This window comes from Cryobacterium ruanii, assembly GCF_004404055.1.
Classification (GTDB): domain Bacteria; phylum Actinomycetota; class Actinomycetes; order Actinomycetales; family Microbacteriaceae; genus Cryobacterium; species Cryobacterium ruanii.
Genome location: NZ_SOHK01000005.1, coordinates 141,691 through 159,659 on the forward strand (window position 1 = coordinate 141,691; position 17,969 = coordinate 159,659).

At 65.1% G+C, this 17,969-nt stretch carries 19 protein-coding genes; 9 read left to right on the forward strand and 10 right to left on the reverse strand.

What is annotated here, in order from left to right; all coding sequences use genetic code 11:
* Nucleotides 1-16: 16 nt before the first annotated feature.
* Nucleotides 17-1,432 (forward strand): AI-2E family transporter, encoded by a 1,416-nt coding sequence (locus E3T47_RS02170; RefSeq protein WP_241981859.1) that lies wholly within the window; start codon nt 17-19, stop codon nt 1,430-1,432.
* A gap of 3 nt (nt 1,433-1,435) precedes the next feature.
* Nucleotides 1,436-2,671, forward strand: coding sequence for a threonine ammonia-lyase (ilvA, locus tag E3T47_RS02175; protein WP_134554002.1), 1,236 nt, complete (start codon nt 1,436-1,438; stop codon nt 2,669-2,671).
* Between the two features lie 150 nt (nt 2,672-2,821).
* Here ilvA and greA read toward each other — a convergent pair whose 3' ends face one another.
* Both greA and E3T47_RS02185 read right to left on the reverse strand, forming a co-directional pair.
* Nucleotides 2,822-3,313 (reverse strand): transcription elongation factor GreA, encoded by a 492-nt coding sequence (gene greA / locus E3T47_RS02180; protein ID WP_134554003.1) that lies wholly within the window; start codon nt 3,311-3,313, stop codon nt 2,822-2,824.
* A 95-nt stretch (nt 3,314-3,408) separates the two neighbouring features.
* A complete protein-coding gene (locus E3T47_RS02185; protein WP_166805582.1) occupies nt 3,409-3,795 on the reverse strand; it encodes a DUF4307 domain-containing protein in 387 nt (128 codons plus the stop codon).
* Between the two features lie 183 nt (nt 3,796-3,978).
* Between E3T47_RS02185 and mca the strand changes: the two genes are divergently transcribed.
* Nucleotides 3,979-4,845 (forward strand): mycothiol conjugate amidase Mca, encoded by an 867-nt coding sequence (mca, locus tag E3T47_RS02190; RefSeq protein ID WP_241981860.1) that lies wholly within the window; start codon nt 3,979-3,981, stop codon nt 4,843-4,845.
* Nucleotides 4,842-5,099 (forward strand): hypothetical protein, encoded by a 258-nt coding sequence (locus E3T47_RS02195; protein WP_134554005.1) that lies wholly within the window; start codon nt 4,842-4,844, stop codon nt 5,097-5,099. Before mca ends, E3T47_RS02195 begins: the two co-directional genes overlap by 4 nt.
* Before the next feature lie 14 nt (nt 5,100-5,113).
* Here E3T47_RS02195 and trhA read toward each other — a convergent pair whose 3' ends face one another.
* Nucleotides 5,114-5,815 (reverse strand): PAQR family membrane homeostasis protein TrhA, encoded by a 702-nt coding sequence (gene trhA, locus E3T47_RS02200; RefSeq protein WP_134554006.1) that lies wholly within the window; start codon nt 5,813-5,815, stop codon nt 5,114-5,116.
* A gap of 66 nt (nt 5,816-5,881) precedes the next feature.
* Here trhA and E3T47_RS02205 point away from each other — a divergent pair, with 66 nt between their 5' ends.
* The 3 genes from E3T47_RS02205 (at nt 5,882) to E3T47_RS02215 (ending at nt 9,418) form a co-directional block, all read left to right on the forward strand.
* On the forward strand, nt 5,882-6,667 hold the full coding sequence (locus E3T47_RS02205; RefSeq protein WP_134554007.1) for an isoprenyl transferase: 786 nt from the start codon (nt 5,882-5,884) through the stop codon (nt 6,665-6,667).
* Between the two features lie 61 nt (nt 6,668-6,728).
* The gene (locus E3T47_RS02210; protein WP_134554008.1) at nt 6,729-7,850 is read left to right on the forward strand and encodes an aminotransferase class V-fold PLP-dependent enzyme; all 1,122 of its coding nucleotides are present in this window, start codon (nt 6,729-6,731) and stop codon (nt 7,848-7,850) included.
* A gap of 257 nt (nt 7,851-8,107) precedes the next feature.
* Nucleotides 8,108-9,418, forward strand: a complete 1,311-nt coding sequence (locus tag E3T47_RS02215) for a PhoH family protein (RefSeq protein ID WP_241981880.1) — start codon at nt 8,108-8,110, stop codon at nt 9,416-9,418.
* A 191-nt stretch (nt 9,419-9,609) separates the two neighbouring features.
* Here E3T47_RS02215 and E3T47_RS02220 read toward each other — a convergent pair whose 3' ends face one another.
* From E3T47_RS02220 to xseA, 5 genes are all read right to left on the reverse strand, one after another.
* Nucleotides 9,610-11,025, reverse strand: a complete 1,416-nt coding sequence (locus tag E3T47_RS02220; RefSeq protein ID WP_134554009.1) for a class II fumarate hydratase — start codon at nt 11,023-11,025, stop codon at nt 9,610-9,612.
* Between the two features lie 74 nt (nt 11,026-11,099).
* Complete coding sequence (locus E3T47_RS02225; RefSeq protein ID WP_134554010.1) at nt 11,100-11,750, reverse strand: carbonic anhydrase; 651 nt, start codon at nt 11,748-11,750, stop codon at nt 11,100-11,102.
* The gene (locus tag E3T47_RS02230) at nt 11,747-12,400 is read right to left on the reverse strand and encodes a DUF4245 domain-containing protein (protein WP_166805583.1); all 654 of its coding nucleotides are present in this window, start codon (nt 12,398-12,400) and stop codon (nt 11,747-11,749) included. Before E3T47_RS02230 ends, E3T47_RS02225 begins: the two co-directional genes overlap by 4 nt.
* Nucleotides 12,397-12,651 carry an exodeoxyribonuclease VII small subunit gene (locus E3T47_RS02235; RefSeq protein WP_134554012.1) on the reverse strand — a complete coding sequence of 85 codons (255 nt, stop codon included), beginning with the start codon at nt 12,649-12,651 and terminating at the stop codon, nt 12,397-12,399. The genes E3T47_RS02230 and E3T47_RS02235 overlap by 4 nt, the downstream gene beginning before the upstream one ends.
* 14 nt (nt 12,652-12,665) lie before the next feature.
* Nucleotides 12,666-13,895 carry an exodeoxyribonuclease VII large subunit gene (gene xseA / locus E3T47_RS02240; protein WP_134554013.1) on the reverse strand — a complete coding sequence of 410 codons (1,230 nt, stop codon included), beginning with the start codon at nt 13,893-13,895 and terminating at the stop codon, nt 12,666-12,668.
* A 135-nt stretch (nt 13,896-14,030) separates the two neighbouring features.
* On the opposite strand from xseA, the gene E3T47_RS02245 reads away from it, so the two are divergent.
* Nucleotides 14,031-15,071: a 4-hydroxy-3-methylbut-2-enyl diphosphate reductase gene (locus E3T47_RS02245; RefSeq protein ID WP_134554248.1), complete on the forward strand. Its 1,041-nt coding sequence runs from the start codon at nt 14,031-14,033 to the stop codon at nt 15,069-15,071.
* Nucleotides 15,072-15,089: 18 nt separating this feature from the next.
* Here the strand turns inward: E3T47_RS02245 and E3T47_RS02250 are convergent, their stop codons facing one another.
* Together E3T47_RS02250 and fbaA are read right to left on the reverse strand one after the other, a co-directional pair.
* Entirely contained in the window at nt 15,090-15,704 is a 615-nt protein-coding gene (locus E3T47_RS02250) for a DUF6264 family protein (RefSeq protein ID WP_134554014.1), read from the reverse strand.
* Between the two features lie 4 nt (nt 15,705-15,708).
* Nucleotides 15,709-16,734 (reverse strand): class II fructose-bisphosphate aldolase, encoded by a 1,026-nt coding sequence (gene fbaA, locus E3T47_RS02255; protein WP_134554015.1) that lies wholly within the window; start codon nt 16,732-16,734, stop codon nt 15,709-15,711.
* 208 nt (nt 16,735-16,942) lie between these two features.
* Between fbaA and glpX the strand changes: the two genes are divergently transcribed.
* On the forward strand, nt 16,943-17,875 hold the full coding sequence (glpX, locus tag E3T47_RS02260; RefSeq protein WP_134554250.1) for a class II fructose-bisphosphatase: 933 nt from the start codon (nt 16,943-16,945) through the stop codon (nt 17,873-17,875).
* The last annotated feature ends 94 nt before the right edge of the window (nt 17,876-17,969 follow it).

Consider the following 17,969-nt stretch of genomic DNA (forward strand, 5'->3'; position numbering starts at 1 on the left):
GTCCTAGACTGGTCCGGTGAGCGAATCAACCGGTAATCCTGGCGCGCGCGCGCGGCTACGGCTGCAGCGTCGACGTTCCGCCGCGCAAACGCGTGACGGAGTTATCGAGAGTGCTGATCAGACCGGTACCGAGCTCGTCGTGACGCCGGTCGATGTGCTGGCACCGGCGTCGAATGGCGTCGACGAGAACCTGCCGTCGGGCATCCGTTTGGCCGGTGCGTGGTCCTGGCGGTTGATTGTGATCGCCGCGGCCATTGCCATCCTAATTTTCCTGGTCATTCAGTTGCGGCTCATCGTCATTCCGCTGCTCGTCGCGGTGCTGGTGTCAGCCCTGCTCGTTCCCTTCGTCGCCTTTCTGGTGCGGCACCGCTGGCCCAAAGGCCTCGCCGTTGCCGTGGCCATGGTGGGCACGCTCGTGCTCGTCGCCGGGCTCGTCACCCTGGCGTCCACGCAAATCGCCGAAGGAACGGTTGGGCTCAGCGATCGGCTCACGACATCTTTCGATGCCTTCAAGGCATTCCTGGCCGGCTCGCCGCTGCAATTGTCCGAAAGCGAGATCAACACCTACGTGAAGCAGGCCTGGGAGGCCATCCAGAACGATAGCGCTGTGTTCATCAGCGGCGCCCTGTCGGTGGGTACCACGCTCGGACACCTGCTCACCGGGTTGTTGCTCGCCCTGTTCAGCCTGCTGTTCATTCTGATTGACGGCAAAGCGATCTGGGGCTGGATCGTGCGATTCTTTCCCCTGCGTGCCCGTGCAGCCGTCGACGGCGCCGGTATCGCCGGCTGGACCACCCTGGGCAACTTCGCCCGAGTGCAGATTCTGGTCGCGTCGATTGACGCGGTCGGCATCGGAGTTGGCGCCGCTTTGCTCGGGGTGCCGATGGCCATCCCGATTGGCATCCTGGTCTTCCTCGGCTCCTTTGTTCCCATCGTCGGGGCGGTAGCCACCGGGTCTGTTGCCATCGTCATCGCCCTGATCTTCAACAACTGGGCCGTCGCAGTCGCCATGCTCGGCGTCGTGCTGCTCGTGCAGCAGGTTGAAGGGCACGTTCTGCAGCCGCTCATCATGGGAACCGCCGTCAAGGTGCATCCGCTTGCCGTCGTGCTCGTGGTCGCCGCCGGCGCGCTGCTCGCCGGAATTCCGGGGGCACTGTTCGCCGTGCCGATCGCGGCGGTGTTGAACGCCATGACGACCTACATCGCCGGCGGCGGCTGGCGGTCGAGTCCGCCGGCGGCGGTGTCGACAATCGGATCAGCGCTGTGGCAGACCGTGCCGCAGAGCCGACCGGGTTACCGACCGACCGGAGCACCGGCCCGCACCGCACGAATGCGGCCGCAGAGCATCCGAACGACCCGGAGCGGGCCCGCTCGCAGCACACCCTCAGATTTGAGCGCACCTCGCGCCTCGCACGATGGTTCGGAGAACTAAGACATGCCAGAGACCACCCTCGCCGCACCCACCCTCGCCGAATTCGAGGCCGCGCGGGCGGTTGTCGCCCAGGTCGCCGATGTCACCCCAATGGAGAGCTCGCGGTACCTTGCTGATGTACTGGGCGCGCCGGTCTATCTCAAGTGTGAGAACCTGCAGCGCACCGGTTCGTACAAGATTCGGGGCGCCTACAACCGACTGTCCAAACTCACCGACGAGGAGAAGGCCCGCGGCGTCGTTGCGGCCTCGGCCGGCAACCACGCCCAGGGTGTGGCCTTCGCCGCCCGCGAGCTGGGCATCAAAGCCACCATCTTCATGCCGGTCGGCGTAGCCCTGCCCAAGCTGTCGGCCACGCGTGACTACGGTGCCGAGGTGATTCTGCGCGGCACGACCGTCACCGAACCGCTCCTCGCCGCGGCCGAATACGCCCGAGAGACCGGCGCGATTCTCATTCCGCCGTTTGATCACGCGGATGTTGTTACTGGGCAAGGCACCCTAGGACTGGAGATCCTCGACCAGGTTCCCGATCTAGAAACCGTCATCGTGCCCATCGGGGGCGGGGGGCTGATCTCCGGTGTCGCCAGTGCGCTCAAGCAGCGGGCCGCCCGGGACGGGCGTCACATCCGGGTTATCGGGGTGCAGGCCGAGAACGCCGCCGCCTACCCGCCGTCCCTCGAGGCCGGTGAGGCCGTGATGATCAGCATCCTGCCGACCATCGCAGACGGCATCGCCGTAGCCAAGCCCGGTCTCCTCAACTTCGAGATCGTGCGTGACACCGTCGATGAGATCGTCACCGTCACCGAAGACGACACCGCTCGTGCGCTGCTCGTGCTGCTCGAACGTGCCAAGCTCGTCGTCGAACCGGCTGGAGCCGTGGCGGTCGCCGCCATCCTGGCTGGCAAGGTCACTCCGACCGGGCCGACCGTGGCCATCCTCTCCGGTGGCAACATCGATCCGCTGCTGATGCAGCGTGTGATCAGCCACGGCCTCGCCGCGTCGGGTCGGTACCTAACCCTGCGCATCATGCTGCCGGACCGCCCCGGCCAACTGGCCCGCATCTCGGAACTGCTCGCCGAGGCCACCGCGAACGTGATCGAAGTGCTGCACACCCGGCACGGTGTCGGTTTGCGGATCAGCGAGGTCGAACTCGATGTCAGCGTTGAGACGCGGGGGCCCGAGCACCGCCAGCACGTCGTTGACACGCTGCGCGCGGCCGGCTACGACCCGCAGATTGACTAGCCGCCCGCTTTCGGGCGCCCGTGACAGGTCGGGGCGCAACTCTCGCACTTCGTGACGGTTGCCGAGCAGATGCCCGGAATTTCGGGGAACTTTTCTGCCGCGGCTGCAAAATGCAGCAGCTGTCGTGCGGGGACCTGCTGTATTGGTGGGTCAGGCGCCGGTGAACGTCTCCACGTTGGAGATGTGCACGGTGATCTCCTTGCCGTTCGGCGTGGTGTAGCTCGTCTTCGCGCCGACCTTCAGACCGATGATGGCGGCGCCGAGCGGGCTCTGCTCGCTGAACACGTCGAGGTCACTGTTTGCGCCGATCTCCCGGCTGCCGATCAGAAAACGGCTCTCGTCGCCGGCGATGGTCGCGGTGATGACGGTGCCCGGAACGACGATGCCGTTGCTCTCGGGGGCGTGGCCGACCTCGGCGGTGCGCAGCAGCACGGTGAGGGTGCGAATGCGCGCCTCCATCTTGCCCTGTTCCTCCTTCGCCGCGTGGTAGCCGGCGTTCTCCTTGAGGTCGCCCTCTTCCCGGGCCGATTCGATTTTCTTCGCGATGTCGCCCCGGCCGAAGTTGCTCAGGGACGCCAGTTCTGCTGCAAGGCGGTCGTGCGCCTCCTGAGTCAGCCAGGTGACGGTTGTGTCCGTTGTCACGAGTGATCTCCCTTATTACGCTCGAGCGCAGAAGGCCCTGAGGCCGCGCGGGTATAGTCGATGGCCCGGTGATCTGCCGAGGCGAATACGTCAGTTTAGGTCAGCCAGCACTCGTAAATCAAACCCGTGTTGCTCAGGTCGGTGGTGCGCAGAATCTCGGTGAAAGACCGGTTGTACAGCGTCGATGGCGGCAGATCGACGATCTTCCAACCGACCACGGAATAGCTCTCGTTGAGGGCCTGCACCGCGCAACTCGCCGTGCGATTCACCGGAAGTGCCACCTCGAACGTAACGCTCACCGTGTGCGCATCGATGATGGTGTGACCGATATTGCGCGCCTCGATTTGAGTGGATGCCCCGTCTAGCCCTGTCCACAGCACCCACGCTCCCAGCACCAGCACAAAAATGCCGCCAAGCCCCCACAAGATGCGACGATCCTGCACGCGGCGAGCCGGCGTGCGACCGTAGCGCGATTGGATCACGGCGCTCTCGATCGGTGCCGGGGCCGTTGAGCCGTCGGATTCGTCGAGACGGTAAGGCTCAAGGCTAGGCGGAGCGTTGGCAGGCGTGCTGTTGAAGGGCACTGGTGATTCACACTTTCACGAGAGCGATTAGGCTGGTATCTAGGTTATCTGGCCTAAGGTTATCCGGCATTCCTGAGGAGTATGGTGACGCTGCGATTGATGGCTGTGCATGCCCATCCCGACGACGAGTCGAGCAAGGGTGCCGCGACGTACGCCTTCTACCGCAGCCGCGGCGTTGAGGTGCTCATCGTGAGCTGCACCGGTGGCGAACGTGGCAGCATCCTGAACCCGGCGCTGGACGGTCACGCGATGGCCGAACGCGACATTGCCGGCCTGCGTCGCTTGGAGATGCAGGCCGCGCAGACGGCCCTCGGCGTGCAGCACCGCTGGCTCGGCTTCGAAGATTCCGGCATGAACGACGACAACACGGTGCCGCCGAACTCGTTCGCCGACATTCCGCTGGAGTATTCGGCCGAACCGCTCGTTACCCTAATTCGGGAGTTTCGCCCGCAGGTTCTGATCACCTACGACGAAAACGGCGGCTACCCGCACCCTGACCACATTCGCTGCCACGAGGTTTCCCTCGAAGCGTTTCGCGGGGCCGCTGAAGCCGATCGGTACCCGGATTCGGGCAAGCCGTGGCAAATCGACAAGCTCTACTACGACCGTGTCTTCAACCTCGAACGCATCGATGCCATGTACCTCGCGCTCAGCGTGGCGGAGCCCGATTCTCCGCTGCTCGAACCGCTTGAGGCGGCGCGGGAGCGCATGGAGAATTACCCGAAGCTGGCCACCACCCATGTGCCAGCCGGTGAATTTCTCGAGGTGCGCGACGCTGCCCTGCGCTCGCATGCGAGCCAGGTCTCACCCGACAGCGGCTTATTCTTCTGGCCCAATGACCTAGTACGTGAGGCCTGGCCCTATGAAGACTTCCAACTCGTCGAATCGAAAGTAGACACCGCAATGCCCGAATCCGATCTCTTCGCCGGAATCGAGGACGCCGAATGATCTCCTTGATCTCCGTCGTGCTCGCCGCCACCCCGACCCCGGACCCCGACTTCGACCCGAACACCGTCACCCCGGGTGTCGTCGGGTTCGTGGTCTTCTTCCTGATCGCGGTCGCCACGCTCTTGCTCTGTCTCGACGTGGTGCGGCGCATTCGTCGTACGACCTACCGTGCAGAGATCAAGGAACGACTCGACGCCGAACTGGCGGCGCGCGACGCCGACCCGAAGGCACCGCGAGACGACAAGCCGGAGTAGTCGCGCCTGGCCCGTCACGGGTAGAGCGGATGCGTCGCGATCAGCAGGATCGCCGCAAAGTGACATAGAAATGCCACAACCGTAAGGGTGTGGAAAATCTCATGGAAGCCGAACACGCCCGGAACCGGATTGGGCTTCTTCAGCCCGTAGATGATCGCGCCGACCGTGTAGCAAAGCCCGCCGACCAGAATCAGCGTCATCATGGTGGCATTCGCCTGAAAGAAGTCCACGATGAACAGCAACGCACCGTAGCCGAGCAGCAGGTACAGCGGCACGTACAACCAGCGCGGGGCGTGGATCCAGAACACCCGAAAGAGGATGCCCAGCCCGGCTCCACCCCACACCAGCCAGAGCAGGAGCGTTGCTTTCTCCGGCGGCAGTGCGAGCACCGTAATCGGCGTGTACGAACCGGCGATCAGCAGAAAGATGTTGGCGTGGTCGATGCGCTTGAGAATGATGCGGGTGCGCGGCTGCCAGTTGAAGCGGTGGTATAGCGCCGAATTGCCGAACAGCAGCACCGAGCTGAGCACGAACACGGCCGAGCTGATCGTGGCTGCCGACCCTTCGGCGAGGAGGAGCAGCACGATGCCGGCCACTATTGTCACGGGAAAAGTTCCGGCGTGAATCCAGCCGCGCCACGTCGGTTTGACGTCCTGCGGATGGGTGTCAGCCGCCTCGATCAGTGGCAGATTGGGGATATCGTGCTCGGTGGCCATGCTGCAAGGATACGACAGGGCAGCCCGCGTGCCCCGAAGCTTCAGGGAGTGGACTAGCGTAATTGTGTGCATAAACCCCAAGTCCCCCTAGCGCGCGGCCTCCTCTACAGGCTGTATCAGCGCCGATTGAGGCGCGGACTGACTCCGGAGCATTTGCCCCGCCACGTTGCCATGATCATCGACGGAAACCGGCGTTGGGCCCGGCAATTGGGCTTTCAGACGGCCGCACACGGGCACCGCGCCGGCGCGGCCAAGATGCGCGAATTTCTGGAATGGTGTGACGACCTCGGAATTTCGGTGGTCACCCTGTACCTGCTCTCCTCCGACAACCTCACCCAACGCCCCAGCGGGGAACTCGCCGATCTGATCGAGATTATCGCCGACCTCGCCGAAGAACTCTCGCACTATCGAGATTGGCGGGTGCAACAGATGGGGTCGAAGGCCGGACTGCCTCTGCCGCTCGTCGCAGCGCTCGATGCAGCGGATACCCGCACGAGCGACCGTAAAGGCCTGCACGTGAACCTCGCGGTCGGCTACGGCGGGCGTACCGAGATCACCGACGCGATGCGCAGCATCGTCGCCACCCACCACGCGCACGGCGGCTCGCTCGAAGACCTCGCGGAAACCCTTACGCCCGAACTGATCGGCCAGCACCTGTATACCGGCGGTCAGCCCGACCCCGACCTGGTTATTCGCACCTCGGGCGAGCAGCGGCTGAGCGACTTCATGCTGTGGCAGAGCGCGCACAGCGAGTTCTACTTCGTCGAAGCGCTCGGCCCCGACCTGCGGCAGATCGACTTTCTGCGTGCCCTTCGCGACTTCTCCCGTCGCCAGCGTCGGTTCGGCGGCTAGACCGCTCTCCTGGGGAGATCAGCTGGGGGGAGTATTTCCGATAACCGATTGGACCCGCTTTATGAATTCGCTCCTGAGCTTCACCGACGGTTTTCGTGACGAGCCGGGGTACCTCGACTTCGGCCGGGTGGGCCCGCTCTCGGAGGCCGTCGTGGCGGAGACCCTCGGCCAGACCGAGGTGCTCTCTCGGGCCCGGTATGGCAGTCTCGACCACCTCGACGAACAGGATGCGCGGGCCCGCACCGCGGTATCCGCTCTCACCGGTTTCACGCCGGACCAGATCGTGCTGCAGCCCAATACCAGCTCGGGCCTGATGCAGGCACTGTTCGGGTTGACCGGTGGCGTGCTGCTGTCTGCCGGGGACTTTCCGAGCGTGCCGTTCGCGGCCGTGCGGGCCGCTGAGGCCCTGCACGTGGTCACGCCGCTTTGGCTGGAGACCGTGCGAGGCCGGGTTACCCCTGGCCAGATCCGTGGTCAGCTCACCCCGGCCGTCGCTGCGGTTGCGGTGTGCCTCGTCGATTCCCGCACGGGCTACCTAACCGATCTCGACGGCATTCGCCAGGTCATTGGCGACCGGCTGCTGATCGTCGACGCTATTCAGGGCTTCGGCGTCATCGACGCCGCTTACGGGGCGGCGGATGTCGTCGCCTCCGGTGGTCAGAAATGGACGAGGGCCGGCTGGGGCACCGGCTTTCTCGCCCTGAGCGAGCGGGCGATCGACCGCCTCGTGCCGGTATATTCCGGCTACGTCGGAACCGACACCGACGACCCGTGGGACGATGTTCCCCCGCCCAGCCAGGGCGCTCGAGCCTTCCGGGTGACCAACGGGGACGCCATCGCCCAGGCCCGGTTCGCCGCAGCCCTCGAGCAGACCGCCGACGTCGGGGTGAATGTCATCCAGACCGCCATGAACGACAACGTCTCCCAAATCATCGAACTCGTCGATGAATTTGCGATCAATATCGTTTCGCCCCGCGATGCCGGGGAACGTGGTGGCATAGTGGTGCTCGAGCCGCCGGCGGAACTGCTGACCACCCTCGTCGCAAGCCTCCACAACCACGGCATCACCACGACCGCCCGCGGCACCACGGTGCGATTGAGTGTGCACGCGGCGCTCGACCCTGACACAGTCACCATGTTGAGGGGTGCCCTCGCCGCCTACGCGCTCGCCGCCGCCTACTAGCATCCCCGCGAGTGCAGACGTCGCGTCGGCCCCAACGTCAGGTGAACGACAGATTTCAGTGGGCGTGTCGGGTTTCTTTTTGCAGCCGTACGTCGTAGCGTCACATGCATCAGGTACGGCACCTGATCGAGACGGCCATATAAGTACGGCTCGAGAATTGCTTGATGGCCAGCTCGCCAATGAGATCCGCGTCTTTTGGACGCAGGGTGGGAGTGGCTGTGACCGCTAATCGAACCGACGCCAACGCGACTGACCAGGTGGAGACATCCGCTGTGCAAAGCGAGCGCACCTATGTGTTGGACACCTCGGTGCTTCTGTCAGATCCGAAAGCGATTTTCCGCTTTGCCGAGCACGCCGTTGTGTTGCCCGTGGTGGTGATCAGTGAGCTGGAGTCAAAGCGCAATGACCCAGAGATCGGCTATTTCGCCCGGCAGGCCCTGCGCAACCTTGACGAACTGAGGCTCAAGCATGAACGCCTCGACTTTCCGATCCCGGTCGGTGAGGGCGGCAGCCTGCGGGTGGAACTGAACCACTCCAACATGTCGGTGTTGCCGTCCGGCCTGCAGTTGGGCGACAACGACTCGCGCATCCTCGCCGTTGCACTCAACCTGGCCAACGACGGAATGACCGTGACCGTGGTCTCGAAAGACCTGCCGCTGCGCGTGAAGGCCGCGTCACTCGGCCTCGCTGCCGATGAATACCGGCACGAACTCGCCGTCGATTCCGGCTGGACCGGCATGGACGAAATTACCCTCAGTGCCGAGCAGATGAGCGTGCTCTATGACAAGGAGACGCTTGACTCGCGCACGGTGCAGGACATGCCGATCAACACCGGCCTGGTCATCCACTCCGATCGCGGATCAGCCCTCGGTCGGGTGACCAGCCGGGGCACGCTCAAGCTCGTGCGCGGCGACCGGGACGTCTTCGGACTGCACGGCCGGTCGGCGGAGCAACGCCTGGCGATCGACCTGCTGCTCGACCCGGAGATCGGCATCCTGTCGCTCGGCGGTCGGGCCGGAACCGGCAAGTCGGCCCTGGCCCTCTGCGCCGGCCTCGAAGCGGTGCTGGAACGTCAGCAGTATCGCAAGATCATGGTATTCCGGCCCCTGTACGCGGTCGGCGGCCAGGACCTCGGCTTTCTGCCCGGCGACCAAGGTGAGAAGATGGGGCCATGGGCGCAGGCGGTCTTCGACACCCTCGGTGCGATCGTGTCGGAGAATGTGGTTGAGGAAGTGATGGAGCGCGGCATCCTCGAGGTGCTCCCGCTCACCCATATTCGTGGTCGGTCCCTGCACGACGCCTTCGTGATCGTGGACGAAGCCCAGTCGCTCGAGCGCAACGTGCTATTGACCGTGCTGAGCCGCATCGGTCAGAACTCGCGCGTGGTGCTCACCCACGACGTCGCCCAGCGTGACAATCTGCGCGTCGGCCGCTTCGATGGCGTGGCCAGCGTGATCGAAACGTTGAAGGGGCATCCGCTGTTCGCGCACATGACCCTGACCCGTTCGGAGCGCAGCGCGATCGCGGCGCTCGTGACGGAGATGTTGGAGGGCAACGAGGTTATGTAGCTGTGCGAGGGGGGAGCGGATGTGTGCGGTCGCGCTGGTGGCGGCCTAGCAGCAGGTCATTCGCTCCTCAGCTCAACACTGGCTGGTGGGGACCGGCTCTGCGGTGCGGCATCGCGATTTGGTCACGATAGTCGCCTGCCGCCTCGGCTCGTTTCCGAGGCCGAGGCGGCAAATGCGGTTTGTGGTGCTAACTACTTCTTCTGCGGGGGACGCGTCATGCTCAGCACGTCGAGGGCAGTGTCGAGCTCGATGAGCGTGAGGTCACCGCGCTCGATGTGGCCGAGCGCGATGACGGCCTCCCGCACGGTGAGGCCCTCGGCGACGGCCTTCTTGGCCACCTTGGCGGCGGCTTCGTAACCAATGACACGGTTGAGCGGGGTGACGATGGACGGCGACATCTCGGCCAGCGCCCGAGCGTGCTCGAGGTTGGCGACGAGGCCGTCGACGGTCTTGTCGGCGAGTACACGGGTCGCGTTGGTCAGCAGGCGGATCGACTCGAGCAGGGCAGTTCCCATGACGGGGATGCCGACGTTGAGCTCGAACGAGCCAGAGGCACCTGACCAGGCGATCGTGGCATCGTTGCCGATGACACGCGAGCACACCATGAGCACGGCCTCCGGAATGACCGGGTTGACTTTGCCGGGCATGATCGACGAGCCGGGCTGCAGGTCGGGAATGTTGAGTTCACCGAACCCGGTGTTGGGGCCAGAGCCCATCCAGCGCAGGTCGTTGCAGATCTTGGTCAGGGAGACGGCGATGGTACGTAGGGCACCGGACGCGTCGACGAGACCGTCGCGATTGGCCTGAGCCTCGAAGTGATCGCGCGCTTCGGTGATCGGCAGTTCGGTTTCGGCCACGAGCAGTTCGATGACGAGCTGCGGAAAGCCGTACGGGGTGTTGATGCCGGTGCCGACCGCGGTGCCGCCGAGCGGAACCTCAGCGACGCGGGGGAGTGCCGTGCGGATGCGCTCGATGCCGAGGCGCATCTGACGCGCGTAGCCGCCGAATTCCTGGCCCAGGGTGACCGGGGTGGCGTCCATGAGATGGGTGCGACCGGCTTTGACGGCGTCTTTCCAGAGTTCTGCCTTGGCCTCGAAGGAAACGGCCAGGTGGTCGAGCGAAGGGATGAGCTCGTCGATCAGGGCGCTCGTGACGGCGATGTGCACGGAGGTGGGGAACACGTCGTTCGAGGACTGGCTTGCGTTGACGTGGTCGTTCGGGTGTACCGAGCGGCCAAGGGCGCGGGTTGCGAGGGTCGCGATGACCTCGTTCATATTCATGTTCGACGATGTTCCGCTGCCGGTCTGGTAGACGTCGATGGGGAATTGGTCGTCGAACTGGCCGGTGATGACCTCGTCGGCGGCCGCGGCGATCGCGTTGGCTACATCCTGGTCGAGCATGCCGAGCTGAGCGTTGGCAAGGGCAGCGGACTTCTTGATGCGGGCCAGCGCCGCGATCTGCGCGGACTCAAGCACGGATCCCGAGATCGGGAAATTCTCCACTGCTCGCTGCGTCTGGGCACCGTAGAGTGCGTCCGTCGGAACGCGGACCTCACCCATCGTGTCGTGTTCGATTCGGTAGCCGGCATTTGCGGAGGTATCCACCACTGTGTGCGTTCCCTTTCGGTGCTGTTTGAGAGTCGTGCTGTGCGCAACGGGTGCGCAATCACTGCCTGGCGGGTCTAAATGACACCCACCACGATGCTGAGGTCGGCGTGCCCTTCGCGAAGAACGTAGTTCGCGCCGACGATAGCCAATGTACCTTCTGCGATGGCCGCGCTGATCAACTCGGACTGCTCGAGCAGCTCGGTGACCGTGTCCTTGAGATGTTCCCGGCCGACGTCGCCGGCATCGACCTGCGTCGGATTCACGAAAGCGGATGACGCCTGCCCGCTCGCTCGACGCACCGCCGGTACGATCTTCTCGATTAGGTGCGCGATGTGGGCCGGCAGAGCCGGGGCATCCTCTGATTGAGAATCGATGGCGGCGCGCACCGCACCACACTCGTCGTGTCCGAGCACGAGGATCAGCGGAACGTGCAGTACGGCGACCGCATATTCGAGCGAGCCGAGCACGGATTCCGAGATGACCTGGCCGGCATTGCGCACGACGAACAGATCGCCGAGGCCCTGGTCGAAGATGATCTCGGCGGCGAGACGGGAGTCGCTGCAGCCGAACAGCGCGGCGTGCGGGAACTGCTGGCTGACGAGCTCGGCCCGTCGATCGACGTCCTGCCGATGCCTTGGAGTGCCGGCGACGAACCGCACGTTTCCCTCGCGCAGTTCGTTCCAGGCCTTGGCCGGAGACGGGAGAGCCGTCGACGTCCGGTTCATGCGGCTGCGTTCTGCGCCACGTTGGCGGCCAACGCGGTGGCGAGGGTCTCGAAATCGCCGGTGGGTGCCGTGCCGATCAGCACGTAGGTGCTGGGACCGGCGGTAGTCACGAGGGCATAGTCGAAATTGCCGCGATCGGCGGCTGGTGCACTGTTGCGGTACACGTCCCAGGTCACGCCGGCGATGCTGACGGTGTCGACGACGGGCGAGTCGGGCAGTTTCTGGGCGAGCCAGGTGGGGTTGGCATCGAAGGCCTGGTTGAAGCCGATGTACTGGTTGTCGGGCGTGAGCAGCCCGATGTACCAGGACGGTACCTGGCCGTTGGTGCCGGCCTGCCACTCGGCGTCGTTGGCGCTCCAGCCGCTGGGCAGCTCGGGGCTGGCGAGGGGGTGATCAACGACCGGCTGCAGCTGGGCGGCAATGCTCGCGTAGTCGACGTCGCGATTGATCGGGTTGTCGTTGCGCGGCACCAGCAGCACGAGCACGAGCACGGCGCCCACCGTCACGAGCAGCGAGAGCACGAGGTTGTTCACGGTCTTGTGCGACCGGTATTTGCGCGAATTCTCGGCGAGGCGATCGGCGGTTTCCTGCGGAGTCTCCGGCCGACCCAGCTCGGCGACGACGCGCGGGGGCCTGGGTACGCGACTCATTTGGCGGACGTACCGTCTGCGCCGTCTGCAGCAGCGGGAGCCGTTGCGGCCAGACGAGCGGCATCGAGTCGGGCCTTGGCGCCGATCAGCCATTCTTCGCAGCGCCGGGCGAGGGCTTCGCCGCGTTCCCACAGCGAGAGCGATTGCTCCAGGGTGCTCGAACCCTGCTCGAGCTCGTTCACCACGCGAATGAGCTCATCACGGGCCTGTTCGTAACTGAGTTCACTGATAGCGGTTGCAGGCGAGGTCATGGTATCCAGTCTAATTATTTCGACACGCTCGTGGGCGCGGCGGCGATCGCGGCCACGGGCACCGTTCCGCTGGCCAGGGTGAGCAGCAGTTCGGTGCCGGCCGGAGCGTCGCCCGCGCGGCGCAGCACGTGCCCGTCGGACAGTTGAGCGATCGCATAACCACGATCGAGGGTGCCCTGGGGCGACAGGGCGCGCAGCTGGGAGCGCAGTTCCAGCACGGCGGCCCCGGCGCGCTCCACGATGCGCCCGGTCAGTTCGACACCCCGCGCAACGTAACGAGTGAGGTCTTCGCTGCGGGAATCGATGATCCACCGCGGGTCGACGAGCACGGGTCGGCTGCGGAGCTGCGAGATGCGGTCGATTTCCGACGAGAGGATGCCGGTGAGTCGGCTGCTGAGACGCGCTCGGGCCTGCTGCACCCGGTTCAGTTCGTCGCTGACGTCGGGGACGACGCGCTTGGCCGCATCGGTCGGGGTGGACGCCCGCAGGTCGGCCACTTCGTCGAGCAACGGGCGGTCGGCCTCGTGCCCGATCGCGCTGACCAGCGGCGTCAGGCAGGCGGCAGCGGCGCGCACGAGGCCCTCATCGCTGAAAGTGAGTAGGTTTTGAAAGTCGCCGCCGCCACGCGCGACGATGATGACGTCGACTTCCGGGTCGGCATCGAGCCTTTGGATCGCGCTCGTGACCTCGCGGACGGCGCGATCACCCTGCACGGCGGCGTGCGCGATGCGAAAGTTCACGGCGGGCCAACGCAGTTGCGCGTTGCGAATGACGTCTTTCTCGGCGTCGGAATCTTTTCCGGTCACGAGACCGATGCAGTGCGGCAGAAACGGCAAGCGCTTCTTGCGGGAAACGTCGAACAGGCCCTCACTCGCGAGCTGTTTGCGTAGTCGTTCGAGCCGTTCGAGCAGGTCTCCGAGCCCGACGTGGCGCATTTCGAAGGCCTGCATGGTGAGGGTGCCGCCCTTGACCCAGAAATTGGGTTTGACCAGGGCGACGACGCGGTCGCCCGCCTTGAAATCGGCGGTGAGCTTGGCGCGCACCGACGACCAGATCGTGAAGCTCACGGTGGCGTCTTCGGAGAGGTCTTTGAGCTTGCCGTAGACGTTGCCGCCGCTCGCGCCCCACTGGGTGATCTCGCCTTCGACCCAGACCATGCCGAGTCGTTCGATATAGCCGCGTATCTTATTGGAGAGCAGGGCGACCGGCCATGGTGTTTCGACGGTGGCGGGGGCATCCGTCATGCAGTGGTCCTTGGCGGTGCGCTGGCGTGGGGCACAGGCGGGTCCTCCCAGAGTTCTTCGGTCGTGCGTGCGTAGACTGAGGCGGTGAACACCAGCATGCACGCCCAAAGTAAGCCGACCGCTATCGGCCTGGGTATGCCGCGCATTCCCAGTGCTCGCAACAGGCTCAAGGATACCCCGGTCGTCGGACATAAGCGGGTGCTACTCGCCGCCCCGCGCGGTTACTGTGCCGGAGTCGACCGGGCGGTCATCGCCGTCGAGAAGGCCTTGGAGCACTACGGTGCGCCGGTCTATGTGCGTAAGCAGATCGTGCACAACATCCACGTGGTGTCCGAACTTGAGAATCTCGGCGCCGTCTTCGTCGATGAGGTCGACGAGGTGCCGCACGGCGCGCACATCGTCTTCAGCGCCCACGGCGTCTCCCCGGCCGTCGTGAACGCTGCCGCCGAACGCGGTTTGCAGGCTATCGACGCGACCTGCCCGCTCGTGACTAAGGTCCACCGCGAAGCCGTACGATTCGCCCGCGACGATTTTCAGATTCTGCTGATCGGCCACGAAGGCCACGAAGAAGTAGAGGGTACCGCCGGTGAGGCCCCCGAGCACACCACACTCGTCGGCAGTCCCGACGAAGCCGACACGGTCGTCGTGCGCGACCCCGACCGTGTGGTCTGGCTCTCCCAGACCACGTTGAGCGTCGACGAGACCATGGAGACCGTGCGTCGGCTGCGGGCGCGTTTCCCGAACCTGCAGGATCCGCCGAGTGATGACATCTGCTACGCCACCCAGAACCGTCAGGTGGCCATCAAGAAGGTAGCCCGCGATTCCGACCTGGTGATCGTGGTCGGTTCTGCCAACTCGTCCAACTCGGTGCGCCTGGTGGAGGTCGCGCTGGAATACGGCGCGAAGGCGGCCTACCGCGTTGACTTCGCGAGCGAGGTCAAACAGGAGTGGCTCGACAACGCGACGACCGTCGGGGTCACGAGCGGGGCATCCGTTCCCGAAGAACTCGTCGACGAACTGCTCGAGGCACTCGCCGACGCCGGATACAGCGACGTGGAGCAGGTCAAGACCGCAGAAGAAGACCTCATCTTCTCGTTGCCCAAGGAGCTGCGCAAGGACCTCGCCGGCGAAACGGATGCCCGTGCTTTCGGTGGCCGCGCAGCCCCGGCCGAGTAACCAACTCGGCCGCAGCGGCTACTGGCGGCTGAGGAACTCGATCAGTGTCGGGTCGCCGAGCATGGCCGCCAGCATGAAAGCGAACAGCGCTACCGTCGACACGGCGCCGCCGATCAGCGGCACGTAGAACGCGCGGCGGCGCCGCAGCAGCAGTCGCACGGACACCGCGGTGGTGGCCAGCCAGACGAAGACCACAGCGATAGCCCCGACCGAGGTCAGCGGGGCTATACCGGCTGTCGGCGTATAGGTTCCCAGCCCCTGCTGGGTGTAGATCAGCTGCATGGCGTCGGGAAGTGCGCCGAGTGAAAACGCGCCGTACAGGGTCGCCAGAAGTCCAAAAGCCAGCAGTCCGATGGTCAACGGCCGGTCCCAGCGTGGCGCGGTGCGCCTGGCCGGCTGGGAGGCTTCCCCCTGCTGGTAAGGCTGACCCGGCTGGTACGGTACCGGCGGAACGAGCGGTTCGTTCGCTCGTGGCGGCGCCCCCGCCCCGACGGTGGGGGAGGGAGCCGGGTCGACCCGGTCTTCGTCCTGCTGCGGTTGCCAAGTCCAGCCCTCAGGGGCGAGTTCGCCGTACTGCGGGCGTGGGCGTGGGTCTTTCGCGGGGAATGGAACGGAGTCCGGGTTCTCTGACATTGCTCTAACTGTTTGAGTGCCCGGCGGAGCCGAGCTGGCGGGTGGAATCGACGACGCGCGCGGCCATGGCCGTCTCGGCCACTTTGCCCCAGGCGCGCGGGTCATAGACCTTCTTATTGCCGACTTCGCCGTCGACCTTGATCACGCTGTCGTAGTTCTTCAGCATGTAGTCGGCGATGGAGCGGGTGAAGGCGTACTGGGTGTCGGTGTCGATGTTCATCTTGACGACGCCATTGGCGACGGCTTCAGCGATTTCGGCATCCGTTGAGCCGGAACCACCGTGGAAGACCAGGTCGAGGGGCAGCGCGGCGAGCCCGAACTTGGCGGAGAGGCCGGTCTGGATGTCCTTGAGCAGTTCCGGGCGCAGCTTCACGTTGCCGGGCTTGTACACGCCGTGCACGTTGCCGAAGGTGAGCGCGGCCATGTAGCGGCCCTGCTCGCCGAGGCCGAGGGCTTCGACCATTCTGATCGCGTCATCGAGGGTCGTGTACAGGTTCTCGTTCACGTCGGCCTGAACCCCGTCTTCCTCGCCACCGACGGCACCGATCTCAACTTCGAGAATGGCGTTGATCGCGCCGGTTCGCTTCAGGATGTCGGTGGCAATCTCGAGGTTCTTGTCGAGCGCGATGGCCGAACCGTCCCACATGTGCGACTGGAAGATGGGGTGGCCGCCATCGGCCACCGCCGACTCCGAGGCTTCGATGAGCGGAATGACGAAATCACCCAGTGCGCCCTCTGGACAGTGATCGGTGTGCAGCGCCACGGTGATCGGATAGTTGTCGGCGACCGAATGCGCGAAGCGAGCGAAGGCGAGTGCACCGGAGGCCCGGTTCTTCACGGTGTGGCCGGCGAAGTAGTCGGCACCACCGGTGGTGACCTGGATGATGCCGTCGGATCCGGCTTCGGTGAGGCCCTGGAGAACGGCGTTGATGCTCTGCGACGATGACACGTTGAACGCCGGGTAGGCGAACCCGCCTGTCTTAGCTTTGTCGAGCATGGCGGCGTACTGGTCGGGGGTTGCGATGGGCATTGCTTCTCCTCGAAAGTTTGCGGGGGTTTGTCCCGAGTCTAGCCAAGCCGGCCTCGGTGCGGTCGGTCGCGATAAGGTGACTCGGGCGGACAATCCGCGCGACCCGCCGCGCATCCGTCGTATTCGAAGTCGAACTTATGTCCGGGAGGACCTTTTGAACAGCACCGAGACCGCCACTCTGTTTCAACACCCCGACCGTAACCTCGCCATGGAGCTCGTGCGTGCCACCGAGGCCGCCGCGATCCGCGCCGTGCCCTTCATCGGCCGCGGCGACAAGAACGCCGCCGACAAGGCAGCTGTTGACGCCATGCGCGCCTTCCTCGGCACCGTCAACTTCGACGGGCTCATCGTCATCGGCGAGGGCGAAAAAGACGAAGCGCCCATGCTGTTCAACGGCGAGCACGTCGGCAACGGGCGCGGCCCCGCCTGCGACATCGCCGTCGACCCCATCGACGGAACGAGCCTCACTGCTGCCGGCCGCCAAAACGCCGTTTCCGTCATCGCGGTCTCGGACCGCGGCACTATGCTCGACGCCTCGTCGATCTTCTACATGGACAAGATCGTCACGGGTGCGGCCGGTCGCGGTGTCGTCAGCCTCGACCAGTCCATTGCCGACAACATCCGTGAACTGGCGCAGGCTATGAAGAAGCCGGTCGGGGAGATGACCATCGCCGTCCTCGACCGCCCCCGACATGCCGGCCTGATCGACGCTATTCGCGGCGCCGGCGCCGGAACCCGCCTCATGCTTGACGGCGACGTGGCCGGCGGAATCAACGCCGCCCGTTACGAGACCCGCATCGATATGTGCGTCGGCATCGGCGGCAGCCCGGAAGGCATCACCACGGCCTGCGCCCTCAAAGCGCTCGGCGGCTACATGCAGGGACGGCTCGCCCCGAAGGACGACGCCGAACGTGCCCGTGGCGTCGCGGCCGGCCTCGACATCGACAAGCTGCTCGAGATCGATGACATGGTCAGCGGTGACAACACCTTCTTCGTAGCCACCGGAGTCACCGACGGCGGGCTCGTCGACGGCGTGCGTCGCAGGGGCCCGATGATCCGGACGGAGAGTATCGTCCTGCGCTCGCGTTCGGGCACGGCCCGTCGCGTCATCGCCGAACACCTTGCCGAAAAGTGGCTGTAAGCGCTCAGTCAGACTTACAGCCTGACCGGAAACTGCACGCCCGGGTCTGTTCCTTCAGGCTCGTGGTGTGCCGTTTCTGTCTTCGGGGGCCGTG